A 13823-nucleotide genomic window follows, 5' to 3' on the forward strand; every position below is an offset into this window, starting at 1 on the left:
AGGCGACATGACACTGAACATTGTTGCAAGCCGCGACCTGCACGCCCTGCCGTCGATGGAAGGCGACCTCTGGTCCAGCAGCGGAGACGATCCGTTCTTCGATATCCGGTTCGGCTTCCAGCGTGCGCCCATCGTCGTTGCCTTCCTCAAGGCGACCGGTTCCGAGGGGATCGAGCCGAAAGTCTATGTGAACCGCGGGAGCGGCTACCGGGAGAAGGATGCGATCTCCCACCCATCCCGCCAGGGCGTCATACTCGTCGCCGATGTCGGGCGGTCAGGCCTGATCCGCTCGATGCGTCTCGATCCAGCCAGCGGTCCCGCCGAGTTTTCCTTCTCCGTTCAATCCTTCGCGGACAGGGAGAGCGCGCAACGGGCGATCCAGTTACGCAGTGCGGGCGACATGGCCGGCGCAGCGCTATGGGATATCGGACGCCTGCCGCGCTTTCGCATCGGCCTGCCATCCATCCGCCTGCAGCGTAAAAATGCGGGGCTGTTGAAATTCCTCAAGGCGCAGCACGCGCTTGCCGAGAGCCTGCCGCCGCTACGGCCAGAGCCACAGGACGCCGTGTGGCTGAGTATTGTCGTGCCGGTTTACAATGCGCCGAAACGCTACCTCGACGACCTCGCCGCGTCTTTCGCGGCGCAGGAGATCGATGGCGCCGAACTGATCCTCAGCGACGATGCCTCGACGTCGGCGGAGACCTTGCGCTGGTACGAGTCCTCCCCGCACCTCAAGCGTGTCAGGATCGTGCGCAATGCCGTCAATGGTGGCATTGCGAAGGCGACGAATGCCGGGCTGGCGCAAGCCTCGGGCACCTGGATCGCGCTGCTCGACCACGACGACATGGTTGCGCCGCATGCGCTGAAGGTCATCGCAGGAGCCATAGCCAGCCACCCCGATGCCGCATTCCTCTATACGGACGAACTGGTCGTCAACGATCAGTTGAAGCCCAATGCCCTGATGCTGAAGCCCGCCTACGACCCGGTACTGCTGACCGGCGTGAACTACATCAACCATTTCTCGGTCTACCGGCATGAACGGTTGCGCGAGATCGGCTACCTGCGGGAAGGCTTTGACGGGTCGCAGGATTACGACCTGCTGCTGCGTTACCTGGATGGCATCCCGGAACAACGCGTCGTGCACATTCCCTACCCGGCCTACTGGTGGCGGCGAACCGGACAGACCTATTCGCGCCGCTTCCTTGACAGGGCGACTGACGCGGCACGCACCGCGCTTGCCGACCGCTTTGCACGCGAGAACGAGGCCGTGACGGTCGGCTCGACCCTGACGCCTACGCTGCATCGCGTCGAGTTTCCCGATCCCGGTCCATCGGGCTGGCCGAAAATTTCCGTCATCATCCCCAGCCGGGACAGCTACGGCCTCATCAGCACGGTGCTCAAGGGCCTCTATGAGGGAACCGACTACCCCGATCTCGAAGTCATCATCATCGACAACGGCACGAGCGATACCCGGGTGCTGGATCTCTACCGGCATTACGAAAGCAGCCGTGCCGGCTTTTCCGCGGTGATCCGGGAAGAAAAGTTCAACTTCGCGCGCGCCATCAACAAGGGCATGCAGCAGGCGACAGGCGAGCACCTCCTCGTCCTCAACAACGATATCGAGATTATCGATGCCGGCTGGCTGAAGGAAATGGTGTCCTGCCTGAAATTTGCCGCGACCGGCATTGTCGGCGCAAAGCTGCTCTATCCCGGCGGACGGATCCAGCATGCCGGCGTGATCGTCGGCTTTGGCGGCCTTGCCGGGCACTGGTATCTCAACAAGCCGGCGGGCTATGGCGGGCCGATGAACCGCCTGCACCTGCGCAATTCCATGACCTGCGTCACCGGCGCAGCGATGCTGATCTCCGGCGACTGCGCCCGTGCGGTCGGAGCCTGGGACGAAGAGAACTTCGCCGTCGCCTACAATGATGTCGACTACTGCATCAGGGCCCACAAGACCGGCTTCCGCATCATCTGGACGCCGTTCGCCTGCCTTTATCACCATGAGTCCGCCTCCCGCGGCTCCGACCTCGTGGGCGAGCGCAAGCGGCGCTTCGAGCAGGAGAAGGACAACCTGCGGCGGCTTCATGGCACGGATACGTTCGAGGATCCCGCGCTCAATCCGGGCTACGAGAAGGGACACTCCACGCCCAGCCTGGAAATCCCCGCGCAACTCGCCCGCCCCCGCCGGGGCCGTGCGACGATTCGAGACGCCGGAAAGCGGCTCTGAAGCATTTCCGATTCTCGTCGCGCTTCGCACAAGAGCCCCGGAAAACCGGGGCCTTTAAGCTTCGGGAAGGAGAAGTGGCCGACTTAGGCGGTCAGAGCATTTCCAGTCGAAGCGGCATCGCTTCGGCGTTGAATAATGCGGCAAAAACAAAACCCTGGCGCAATTGCGGTGCTCCGGTTTTCACCGGAATTGCTCTAGAATCCCACGGTGAAACCGACAGTGCCCTTGAAACTGTGGCTACCCCGGAAGCTGGCAGCGGCCAGCGCTTCGCCGTGCAGGGCATATTTGCCACCGGCCCATTTGTACGTGCCACCGAAGCCGATCTCACCGCCGAAGCGCTGCTGCTCGAACGACGCATCGATGTCCGAAACCGCGACCGAGGTCCCGTCGAGGAACTCGTAGCTCAGGTTGGCGATGCCGTAGACATGGCTGCCGGTTGCCGCCTCGTCGTAGTTCACCGCCATGCCGAGCCGGCCCTTCAGGCTGTCGCCCTTGCGCAGGGCAACCTCGGCCCCGAACGCATCGGTGAAGGCATCGAAGTCGACCGACGAATAGGCCAGTTGCGCCTGCGGCGTCAGCGACCAGTCGTTGTCGAGCGCGACCTTGCGGCCGGCCTCAAGGCTCAGCGCATAGCCGCTGCCATGAAGGCCGTCGCCGATGGCGCCGACCATGCGGGCATTCAGGTCGCTGCGCAGGGTCGCCACCTGCGCCTGGCCGTCGATATAGAGGCCGTCTGCGCCATACCAGGTCAGGTTGGCGCCGATGCCGTAGCTGTCTGTGGCGTTGGAGCCGTTGCCGAAGCTGGAGTAGATGTCGGCCGAGGCTTGGGAAAACTGCGCCGTGAGGCCGCCGACCAGCATCCCTGCGGTGCTGTCGGAAAACTGGCCGTCGACGCCGACCTGCCACGTCGTCGTGTTGCTGTCATAGGCGGCATCGGCAATCGACGCCCTGGCCTCGACACGGCTGTGGGCCGCCTCGAAGCGTGTCCACACGGCCGACCGGTGGGCCTCGCCGCCCGCGTTGACGACCCGGTGGCGATCGCCGGCACGCTGCTGGAGCGTTGGCAGGGCGATCAGCCCGAGCAGCACCTGCGGATAGGTCTCGTAGACCGGTACGCTCGGCGCAAGACCCGCGGAGCGCAGATACCAGTCGCCGTCGTTCAATGTGCCCGTCAGGTCGTTATGGAACAGGCCGTAGCGATAGGCGCCCGCGATCACCGGGCCGTTGAGCGCGAAGGCGCCGGAATCGGAGATGCCATCGACCTGGATGATGCGGATGCCGTCGGCGGTGGTCAGGCCGCCCGCGCCGCCGACATTGATGACGCTGACCAGCGTGGCGCCGCTGCCGAGAATGCTGTTGCCGGTGATGACGAGCAGGTCCGTCGGCGAGTTGTCGCCGCCGAGTTCGGCGGCGATCTCGAGCACGCCGCCATTGCCGGTATAGTCGCCCGCGACGGTCAGTGTCGTGCCCGGTGCGCTGCCGAATGTGATGCGACCAGCGTTGTTGAGCGACGCGACAACCTGATCAAAGTTGTTGAGCGCAAGCGTGCCTCCGCCCAGAACCATATGCGCCGACCCGGCGCTGAAGACGTTCGCAGCCCCCGCAGCCAGCACTCCCGACGCGACGGTCGTGCCGCCGGTATAGCTGTTGACGCCGTTCAAGGTCAGCGTACCCAGGCCCTCCTTGGTCAGTCCGCCCGCACCCGTCATTTCGGGGGCGATGCCGATATTGTAGCCGTTGGTATCGAGGATACCGCCAGCGGCACCAAGGGTGATCTGTTGTGCGCCATAGTTGCGGAAGAAAGTCGCATTGTCGCGAATAGCCCGAACTATGCCGCCATCCAGCGTGACATCCGCCGTGCCCACGCCACCCCGGAATCCGCTGGTTTCCAGAACCCCGCGAGCACCTGGGGTGCCCAACACGTTCAGCGTGCCGCTTGCCGTGACGTCCGACATGCCGAGATAGACGCCGCTATTTGCGAAAACCCGTGCGCCATCGTCGATGGTCAGGGCGCCAATGCCGTAATTGCCCAATGTGAGGTTGTAGTCGGTCATCTCCCAACTCGAACCCGCACCTGTCACCGTCACGGTGCCGTCGCCACCCACTTCGGCGCCGACATAACCCTGATTGCTGGTGACATGGGCGCCGGCCTCGATCCGCAGAGTGCCCTGGGCGAAAAGGCCAATCGTCAACTGCTCCGCCATCGTCCAGGACGCGCCCGAAGTCAGCAGCGCTTCCCCATATGCGTCTATGCCAATGATACCGTCCTGGCTCGACACGGTGGAGCGGTCCGAGACGAGAATTTCGCCCTGCCCGAAACTGCCTACGTTGATCCTGCCGCCAGTCACGACCCGGCCGCCATGGGTAACGTTCAATGTGCCGCGCCCCTCATCGCCAATATGGAGGCCGTATTGCTGGGTCCAGGTCGATGCATTGCCGAAGCCGTCATTGCCGGAGACTGTCACAACACCGACGCCGCTGTGGCTGGCACCAATATAACCGCTCTCACTGCTGACAAGCCCGCCCGCGAGAACATCGAGCGTTCCAGTGCCCTCATCGCCGACATAGAGAGAATGCGCGTTGGTCCAGGTGGAGGCATTGCCCATGCCATCGTGCCCGGTGACGATGACTGCACCATCGCCGCCTGGGCTGCTGCCGACGGAGCCCTGCCTGTTGGTCAGAGTTCCGCCGTTCTGGATGGTCAAGGTGCCGATGCCGGTGCGGCCGATCTCCAGATCTACGCCGCTATTGATGCCCGCTGGACTTGAAGGATCAGCGTCGCCACCCAGGACTACCTGTTGGGCCGAGGCCGAGACTGGCACGCTCGCCAGCATCAAGGCCAAAGGCGCCACGGCCATAGGCAGGCGGCGGTGAGGCAGCTGGGAGGTCCCAGGCAGGTGGCGATTCTTCAACATGGAAAACCGAAATGATTCAAACACTAAGCAATGTTAGGAAGTTTATGCTTAATAGTTCGATAATTTGCGTCCGCTGACACGATCGAAAATTCGCAGGCAAACAGGCCGCGATGAAAGGGGGAGCGCTGGTTCGCGAGCCAATCCGCTCTAGGCGCAATCGCGTGGAAGTCCGCTTCGAGAAGCCATCCCCCCTGGATAGCAAAGCATATCGACGCAGAAACGTTGACGAGCGTCGCTTCCGCAAACTCAAGAATTGGAGACGCATCGCAACGCACTACTCGCGCGATTTCAGCCGTGCCAAAACGCACAAAAGCCCCGGCGAACCGAGGCTTGGCAACTTTAGGAAGAATGGAGCGGGTGAAGCGATTCGAACGCTCGACCCCAACCTTGGCAAGGTTGTGCTCTACCCCTGAGCTACACCCGCTCATTGTCGACGGCCTGGGGTAGTTGGTGGCCGAAGGTCGCTGCGTTGCGGCGACGGGCGGTATATGGCCTAAGCCCTTTTCAAATGCAACAGGGAAATGTCGGATTTTTGAGAAAAAATCATGGTCGCTTTCAAAGCGCCGGTTTTCTGGGCGGTTGCGCGCGGCCGGTCGAAGCCGTATCAGCGGTGAGATGCAATTCACGCCGGGAAGACCAGAATGACCGATGCGCAGCCCAAGACGGACAAGGACCTTTTTCAGTTTCTCGACGGGCTCGGCATTGCCCACAGCACGAAGGAACACGAGCCGGTCTTCACCGTCGCAGAATCGGTGTCACTGCGCGACGAAATCCCCGGCGGCCACACGAAGAACCTTTTCGTGAAGGACAAGAAGGATAACTACTTCCTGATGACCGTCGAGGAGAACGCGGCAGTGGATCTCAAGACGGTGCACACGGTGATCGGCGCCTCAAGCCGCGTCTCCTTCGGCAAGCCGGAGAAGCTGATGGAATATCTTGGCGTCATTCCGGGCGCCGTCACCGCCTTTGGCGTGTTCAACGACACCGCGGCCAGGGTGAAGATCATCGTCGATGCGGGCCTGATGGCCTACGACACGATCAACTGCCATCCGCTGCGCAATGATGCGACGACCTCGATCGGCTCGAAGGATCTGCTGCGCTTCATCGAGGCGACCGGACATGAGCCGCTTGTCTTGAAAGTCACGGCCTGACATACGATTTTTGGCCAGGACACGATATTGAAGGCGCGATGCGCCACAGGAGAGACCCATGAGTGCAGGCGACAACCCCTATGCATCGTCCTATGGCGGGCAGATGAACGTTTCGGCGAGCTATGGCGGCGCGGCACCGGCGGATGACCTGATCAAGGACACGACGACGGCGAATTTTGCACGCGACGTGATCGAGGCCTCGCAGCAGCAGCCCGTTCTCGTGGATTTCTGGGCGCCCTGGTGCGGCCCCTGCAAGCAGCTTCAGCCGGTCATCGAGAAGGTGGTGGGCGAGAGCGCCGGCCGGGTTAAGCTCGTCAAGCTCAACATCGACGACCATCCCTCCATTCCCGGCCAGCTCGGCATCCAGTCCATTCCCGCCGTCGTCGCCTTTTCCGGCGGACGGCCGGTGGACGGCTTCATGGGCGCGGTGCCGGAAAGCCAGATTCGCCAGTTCATCGACAAGGTCGCCGGCCCCGCGGGCGCGGACGAGAAGGCCGAGATGGAGGCGCTGCTTGCCGAGGCCAAAAACCTGTTCGACGCCGGTGACATTGCCGGCGCGGCCGATCTCTACGGCGCGCTGCTGCAGGCCGATCCGGAAAACCCGGCGGCGCTGGCCGGCATTGCCGAATGCATGATCACCGCCGGACAGCCGGAAAACGCCCGCCAGCTGCTTTCCGGCGTTTCGCCGGAGATCGCCGCCGACGCCGCCGTCGCAGCGGTGCTGAAGAAGCTCGACCAGATCGAGGAGGCCCGCAAGCTCGGCGATCCGGCAGCGCTCGAACTGGCGCTGGCGCAGGATCCCGACGACCACGCCGCCCGGCTGAAGCTTGCGAAGATCCGCAATGTCGAGGGCGACCGCCAGGTGGCGGCCGATCACCTGCTCCTCATCATGAAGCGCGACCGCACCTTCGAGGACGACGGCGCGCGCCGCGAACTGTTGCAGTTCTTCGAGGTTTGGGGGCCTACGGATCCGGCAACGATCGCCGCCCGCCGCAAGCTCTCGTCGATCCTGTTTTCCTGAGGCTTTTTTCCCGGCAAGGCCACGCCCTCCCTTGAGAAACCGCGCGCCTACCCCACATTCGGGGGAGGCGCGTCTGGGAGCGGGAGACGTTTCGCCGCGCCGCGGAATGGAAGGCAATGCCATGCATGTGGGAAATGCGCGTTATCTGAAACGGGAAGACCTGCCCGAGGCGATCCCCGTCTTTCCGCTGACGGGCGCCCTGCTTCTGCCCGGCGGGCAGTTGCCGCTCAACATCTTCGAACCGCGTTATCTTTCCATGTTCGACGACGCGCTCACCACGCACCGGCTGATCGGCATGGTGCAGCCGGTGTTCGGCGCCGAGCGTGCGGAAGATGCGACAGCGGAAACGCCCGCGCTCTGTCAGGTCGGCTGCATCGGCCGCATCACCTCCTTCGCAGAGACCGGCGATGGGCGCTATATCGTCTCGCTCACCGGCGTGTGCCGCTACCGGCTGCTGGAAGAAATGAGAGGCGGCAGATCCTATCGCAGCTTCCGCATCGCCCCCTTCATCGCAGACCTCACGACAGGCGACGACGACCAGAGCGTCGACCGCGAGGCGCTGCTGGCGGCCTTCAAGGCCTATCTCGACGCCAACAAGCTGGAAGCGGACTGGGAAAGCGTGGAGCGCGCAAGCAACACGACGCTCGTCAATTCCATGGCGATGATGTCGCCCTACGGGCCGGCGGAAAAGCAGGCGCTGCTGGAAGCGCCGGACCTCAAGACGCGCGCCGAAACGCTGATCGCCATCACCGAAATCGTGCTGGCGCGCAGCTATGGCGACGTCGACACGAGGCTGCAATAGGACGGAACCGATGGATGCCATCACAAGCCGGGTCGATCCCAAGCTTCTCGAGCTTCTCGTCTGCCCGCTGACCAAGGGACGCCTGACCTACGACGCCACGGCCGGCGAACTCGTTTCCGAAAAGGCGAAACTCGCCTATCCGATCCGCGACGGCATACCGATCATGCTCATTTCCGAGGCGCGCGAGATCAAGGACTAGCGCATTTCCGGCCGAAGCGGCATGGCTTCGGCGTCGGATTATGCGGCAATACCCCCCCTTGGAGCGGCTTCAGCAGAAGCGTGAGACGCAGATCAGATCCGCAGACCCACCAGCATGCGGGGATGGCCACCGCCGGCCGTGCCCTCGGCCTGGCGGATGAAGAAGGATTTGAGGCCCGGCAGGCGGTCGACGACACCAAGACCGACATCGCGCAGCACGCGCAGCGGCGTCACGTCGTTGGAGAACAAGCGATTCAGCACATCCGTGGTGATGCCCATGCGAACGGTGTCGAAACGGCGCCAGCTCTCGTAGCGCTCAAGCACCGACATTGCACCGATATCGAGGCCGAGGCGATCGGCCTCGACGATCGTTTCGGCCAGCGCCGCCACGTCCTTGAAGCCGAGATTGAGGCCCTGGCCGGAAATCGGATGGATGCCGTGCGCGGCGTCGCCCGCCAGCGCGAATCGCGGCGCGACGAAGCCACGGGCGAGCGTCAGGCCGAGCGGGAAGGCGCGGCGGCCGCCGACGACCTTCAAGGCGCCCAGCTTGTGGCCGAAACGACGCTCCAGCTCTTCCTCGAAGACGAGGTCGTCGCTCTCCACGAGGCGGCGGGCGTCTTCCGTGCGCTCGGTCCAGACGAGCGAGGAGCGGTTGCCGGTGAGCGGAAGCGTGGCAAACGGACCGGCAGGCAGAAAGTGCTCTTCCGCCGTGCCCTCGTGCGGGCGCTCATGCTCGACCGTGGTGACGATGCCGGACTGGCCGTAATCGAAGCGAACCGTCTTGATGCCCGCCATGTCGCGCAGCTTCGAGCGCACGCCGTCGCAGGCGACGAGCAGACGGGTCTGCCGTTCCGTGCCGTCGGAGAGGTTGACCGTCGTCACATGCTGTCCCGCCGTAAACCCGTCCGCCGAGGTGGACCAGCGAATGGCGACGCCGAGGAATTCGGCCTGGCGCAGCAGGCTGCCGGTAATCGCTCGGTTGGGGATCATATGGGCAAAAGGCTGGCCGTCATCGCCGGAACCGGCGCCCTCGAAGGTGAGAAAGACGGGGCGCACTGGATCGGCCGTGCGCGAATCGGTGATGACCATGCGGCGGATCGGCTCGGCCTCGGGTGCGATCTCGTCCCAGATGCCGAGCACGTCGAGCAGGTTGCGCGCGGAGGCGACGAGCGCAAAGGCCCGCTCGTCCTTCCGCCAGACATGCTCCGGCGCACCATCCACGACCTCGACGGCGAGATGCGGCGCGGCCTTCTTGACGGCGACTGCCAGCGACAGGCCGACATAGCCGCCACCGGCCACGAGTACGTCGAGAATGGGGGCTTCGGACATGGCGTACTCCTCGACGCTTGAGGTCTTCTTTCCCTCTATATAGAGGAGGAGAAGCCTCTTTCCTACCTCGGGTCCAGCTTGGGAGCCACGTCCAAATGTCGCGCCAGAACACCAGGAACCCCGCCATGAACATCCTCCTCGAGACGCTGGACCTCGAAAGGCTGGAAACCCGCCTGTTCCGCGGCCAGAGCCCGCAGGTCGGCTGGCAGCGGGTGTTCGGCGGGCAGGTGATCGGCCAGGCGCTCGTCGCCGCGACACGGACGGTGGAGGAGGAGGGCCGCTTCGTGCATTCGCTGCACGCCTATTTCGTGCGGCCGGGCGATCCGTCCGTCCCCATCCTCTACGATGTGGAAAACATCCGCGATGGCGGCTCCTTCGCCACGCGCAGGGTCGTCGCCATCCAGCACGGCAAGCCGATCTATTTCATGACCGTGTCCTTCCAGGATGACGAGGACGGTTTCGAGCATCAGGTGGCGATGCCCGACGTGCCGCCGCCGGAAAAGCTGCTCGGCGAGGCGGACCTGAAGGCGCAGTTCATGGCCGCCGCGCCGCCGCATATCCGCGCCTACTGGGAACGTCCGCGACCAATCGAATTGCGGCCTACCTCCCTGACGCATTACCTGTCGACGGAGAAACTGGAGCCGCACCAGAATATCTGGGTGCGCACCACCGGGCCGGTGCCGGCCGAACGCCACCTGCAGGCGGCGGTGCTGGCCTATCTCTCCGACATGACGTTGCTCGACACATCGCTCTTTGCGCACGGCACCTCCGTGCTCGACCGGTCGTTGCAGGTGGCGAGCCTCGATCATGCCATGTGGTTCCACCGGCCGCCCGTCCTCGACGACTGGCTGCTCTACAGCCAGGACAGCCCCTCCGCCTTTGGCGGGCGCGGCATGACCCGTGGCGCGATTTTCACCCGCTCGGGCACGCTCATTGCCTCGGTCGCCCAGGAAGGGCTGATTCGGAAAAAAGCAACAGACTAAATTTTAGCCACCATCCCATTAGCGTCTTTTTTTTAATCATCTGCGATGGCGATTTTTTGCACCGCAGCATGATCGTCATTTTTATCGATTTAATTTCATAAACTTAGCCAAGGCGCTCGAATCTGGCACGCCCCTTGAATGTGTAGTTCCCAGTCGTTGCTGACATTGCGTCCTCAACGGCAAGGAGATGGCCCCGGCTGGGGACAAGCACGAAGGATGGGAAACCAGATGAAAATCGTAATGGCCATTATCAAGCCGTTCAAGCTCGATGAGGTTCGCGAAGCCCTTACCGCCGTCGGCATCCAGGGCCTGACCGTGACGGAAGTGAAGGGCTACGGACGCCAGAAGGGGCACACGGAAATCTACCGCGGCACCGAATATGCCGTCAGCTTCCTGCCGAAACTGAAGATCGAGATCGCCGTGCCAAGCGACATCGTGGACACCGCGGTCGAAGCGATCGCGACCGCCGCCAAGACCGGCCAGATCGGTGACGGCAAGATCTTCGTCTACGCCATCGACCATGCCATGCGCATCCGCACCGGCGAAACCGATTCCGAAGCGCTCTAAGCAAACGGCCTATCAGGGAGCCTATTCAACATGTCGTCATTCAAGCCTTCCCATACCCTCTGCGGCCTTTCCGCAGCCGCGACGGCCCTTCTTGCGCCCATCGTCGCCTTTGCGCAGGAAACCGCACCAGCCGCCACGGAAGCTGCCGCCGCCGCGCCCGTACCGGACAAGGCGGACACCGCCTTCATGTTCCTCGCGACGCTTCTCGTCTTCTTCATGCTGATCCCCGGCCTCGCCCTGTTCTACGGCGGCCTGGTGCGCACCAAGAACATGCTCTCGGTCCTCATGCAGTGCACCGTCATCGGCGCCATGATGATGATCATCTGGGTCACCTACGGCTATTCCTTCGCCTTCGGCGGCTCCACGAGCCCCTATTTCGGCGGCTTCGCCAAGATGTTCCTGTCGGGCGTGACGGTGGAGAGCACGGCTGCCACCTTTACCGACGGCGTCGTCATCCCGGAATACATCTTCATGCTGTTCCAGATGACCTTCGCCGCTCTTACGCCCGCTCTCATCGTCGGCGCCTTCGCCGAGCGCATCAAGTTCTCGGCGGTCCTCCTCTTCACCATCCTCTGGGCAACCTTCGTCTATTTCCCGATCGCCCACATGGTCTGGGACGGCAACGGCCTGATCTTCAACATGGGCGCGCTTGATTTTGCCGGCGGCACCGTCGTACACATCAATGCCGGCGTCGCGGGTCTCATCGGCGCGATCATGGTCGGCAAGCGCACCGGCTTCGGCAAGGACATGATGGCGCCGCACTCCATGACGCTCACCCTCGTCGGCGCCGCCATGCTGTGGTTCGGCTGGTTCGGCTTCAATGCCGGCTCCAACCTCGAAGCCTCGGGCGGCGCGGTCCTCGCCACCGTCAACACCTTCGTCGCCACGGCGGCCGCCATCCTCGCCTGGTCGCTCGTCGAAACCTTCACCCGCGGCAAGGCCTCGCTGCTGGGCGCGGCTTCCGGCATGATCGCCGGCCTCGTCGCGGTCACGCCGGCTGCCGGCTCCGTCGGCCCGTTCGGCGCCATCGTGCTCGGCCTCATCGTCTCGCCGGTCTGCTACTTTTTCGTCGCCGTCGTGAAGAACCGGTTCGGCTATGACGACACGGCTGACGTCTTCGGCATCCATGGCGTCGGCGGCCTCATCGGCGCGCTCGGCACCGGCATCCTCACCGCCCCGTCGCTCGGCGGCACCGGCGCGGCGGACTTCTCCATCGCCTCGCAGTTCATGACGCAGCTCACCGCCGTCGTCATCACCATCGTCTGGTGCGGCGTCGTCTCGGCGATCCTCTACAAGGTAGTCGACCTGATCGTCGGCCTGCGCGTCACCGTCGAAGCCGAGCGCGAGGGTCTCGACCTCTCGTCCCACGGCGAAGCGGCCTATCATTCCTGAGCCGTTTGCGGCGTCTCCAGGGAGCTGGGATGCCTTTGGCCCGGACCTTCGCGGTTCGGGCCCTTTTCGTCTGCCGCACAGAAACCGGGGCGCAGACACGCATGGTTAACACGCCATTAAGGCTTCCTTCGTAGGGTTCACAATCAGGCGCATTCCGCGAATCAGGCGGACCGTCGCGATTTTCCTTGAGTGGACGATAGGCTGTAATCATGAGCAGAAGCATTTCGGCAGGACTGGATAACCGTCACGACCGTTTCGTTCTGTCGGCATTCGTCTGGCGGCAGGTACAGATCCTCATCGGGCTCTGCATCTTCCTCAGCCTCGCGCTCGCCGTGGCGGCGCTCTCGACCTGGAATGTCGCCGATCCCAGCCTTTCCTACGCCTCCAGCGGCGAACCGAAGAACATCCTCGGCTACGCGGGCGCCGTCTTCGCCGATCTTTTCATGCAGTTCCTCGGCCTTGCCAGCGTGATTGCACTGCTGCCGGTGGTCGCCTGGGGCATTGCGATGATCAGCGGGCGGCGCTTCAACCGCGTGCCGCAGCGCGCAGCCGCCTGGCTCGGCGGCGCGATCCTCGCCTCCGCCGCGCTCGCCTGCATTCCCGGCCCTGTGACCTGGCCATTGCCGACCGGCCTTGGCGGCGTGTTCGGCGACATGATCCTGCGCTTTCCGGCGCTCTTCACCGGCGCCTATCCGACCGGAATGTTCGCCACCATCCTCGGCTCCATCATCGCGCTCCCCGCCGCCTGGCTGATGGTCTTCAGCGCCGGCCTGATCGGCACCATCGCCATCGACGACGAGGAAGACTATGCGCCCGTGCCGACGGCAAGCCGCGCCCGTGCCGTTGCCGAAGACAGCGACGAGGACGAGGAGCGCGAAGGTCCGCTCACCGTGTTTGCCGGCGCCATGACCCATGCCTGGTATACCGGCCATGCCCGCTTGCGCCGTATTTTCGGCCTGTCGAACCAGCGCCGCAGGGCGCGCGGCATCGAGCAGCCCTACGATTTCAACGAGGACGAATTCGGCACGCTGAACGAGCCGGTGCGCGCCCGCACCCCGACCCGCGCCAGCGAGCGCGTCGAGCCGTCCATGGACGGCCGCCGCGCCGTCTCCGCGCCTTCCATCGCGCTTGACGACGACCTGCCCTTCGACATGGACGGCGAGCCGCTCGCCCGGCCGACCGGCATCCTGCCGGACGACGACGCGGACGACATCGCCGCCGACTGGGCCCCGCGC

The 13823-nt window shown here is 63.9% G+C and carries 11 protein-coding genes, 1 tRNA gene and 1 pseudogene; 10 read left to right on the forward strand and 3 right to left on the reverse strand.

Annotation, left to right across the window (positions count from 1 at the left end; genetic code table 11):
* Positions 1–7 precede the first annotated feature (7 nt).
* Positions 8–2230 (forward strand): glycosyltransferase, encoded by a 2223-nt coding sequence (locus WA950_RS21310; protein ID WP_424553739.1) that lies wholly within the window; start codon positions 8–10, stop codon positions 2228–2230.
* A gap of 194 nt (positions 2231–2424) precedes the next feature.
* On the opposite strand, the gene WA950_RS21315 is transcribed toward WA950_RS21310, so the two are convergent.
* Positions 2425–5064, reverse strand: a complete 2640-nt coding sequence (locus tag WA950_RS21315) for an autotransporter outer membrane beta-barrel domain-containing protein (protein ID WP_424553755.1) — start codon at positions 5062–5064, stop codon at positions 2425–2427.
* 284 nt (positions 5065–5348) lie between these two features.
* Here WA950_RS21315 and WA950_RS21320 point away from each other — a divergent pair.
* Positions 5349–5429 (forward strand): annotated as a pseudogene (locus WA950_RS21320) (IS5/IS1182 family transposase); the annotation flags it as partial.
* Positions 5430–5494: 65 nt separating this feature from the next.
* Here the strand turns inward: WA950_RS21320 and WA950_RS21325 are convergent.
* Positions 5495–5569, reverse strand: a tRNA-Gly gene (locus tag WA950_RS21325).
* A gap of 217 nt (positions 5570–5786) precedes the next feature.
* Here WA950_RS21325 and WA950_RS21330 point away from each other — a divergent pair.
* The 4 genes from WA950_RS21330 (at position 5787) to WA950_RS21345 (ending at position 8318) form a co-directional block, all read left to right on the forward strand.
* A complete protein-coding gene (locus tag WA950_RS21330; RefSeq protein WP_424553740.1) occupies positions 5787–6296 on the forward strand; it encodes a prolyl-tRNA synthetase associated domain-containing protein in 510 nt (169 codons plus the stop codon).
* Between the two features lie 58 nt (positions 6297–6354).
* Complete coding sequence (gene trxA / locus WA950_RS21335) at positions 6355–7317, forward strand: thioredoxin (protein WP_424553741.1); 963 nt, start codon at positions 6355–6357, stop codon at positions 7315–7317.
* Between the two features lie 121 nt (positions 7318–7438).
* On the forward strand, positions 7439–8119 hold the full coding sequence (locus WA950_RS21340; protein WP_424553742.1) for an LON peptidase substrate-binding domain-containing protein: 681 nt from the start codon (positions 7439–7441) through the stop codon (positions 8117–8119).
* Between the two features lie 10 nt (positions 8120–8129).
* Positions 8130–8318 carry a Trm112 family protein gene (locus WA950_RS21345; protein WP_424553743.1) on the forward strand — a complete coding sequence of 63 codons (189 nt, stop codon included), beginning with the start codon at positions 8130–8132 and terminating at the stop codon, positions 8316–8318.
* A 92-nt stretch (positions 8319–8410) separates the two neighbouring features.
* Here WA950_RS21345 and WA950_RS21350 read toward each other — a convergent pair whose 3' ends face one another.
* A complete protein-coding gene (locus WA950_RS21350; RefSeq protein WP_424553756.1) occupies positions 8411–9631 on the reverse strand; it encodes a ubiquinone biosynthesis hydroxylase in 1221 nt (406 codons plus the stop codon).
* A gap of 110 nt (positions 9632–9741) precedes the next feature.
* On the opposite strand from WA950_RS21350, the gene tesB reads away from it, so the two are divergent.
* The 4 genes from tesB to WA950_RS21370 all read left to right on the forward strand — a co-directional run.
* Entirely contained in the window at positions 9742–10629 is an 888-nt protein-coding gene (tesB, locus tag WA950_RS21355) for an acyl-CoA thioesterase II (RefSeq protein WP_424553744.1), read from the forward strand.
* A gap of 216 nt (positions 10630–10845) precedes the next feature.
* Entirely contained in the window at positions 10846–11196 is a 351-nt protein-coding gene (locus WA950_RS21360) for a P-II family nitrogen regulator (RefSeq protein ID WP_424553745.1), read from the forward strand.
* Between the two features lie 30 nt (positions 11197–11226).
* Entirely contained in the window at positions 11227–12588 is a 1362-nt protein-coding gene (locus WA950_RS21365) for an ammonium transporter (protein WP_424553746.1), read from the forward strand.
* Between the two features lie 209 nt (positions 12589–12797).
* On the forward strand, positions 12798–13823 hold a 1026-nt coding region (locus tag WA950_RS21370; RefSeq protein ID WP_424553747.1), incomplete at its 3' end, for a DNA translocase FtsK 4TM domain-containing protein.

This window comes from Shinella sp. (assembly GCF_049651085.1).
In the GTDB taxonomy this organism is placed as follows: Bacteria; Pseudomonadota; Alphaproteobacteria; order Rhizobiales; family Rhizobiaceae; genus Shinella.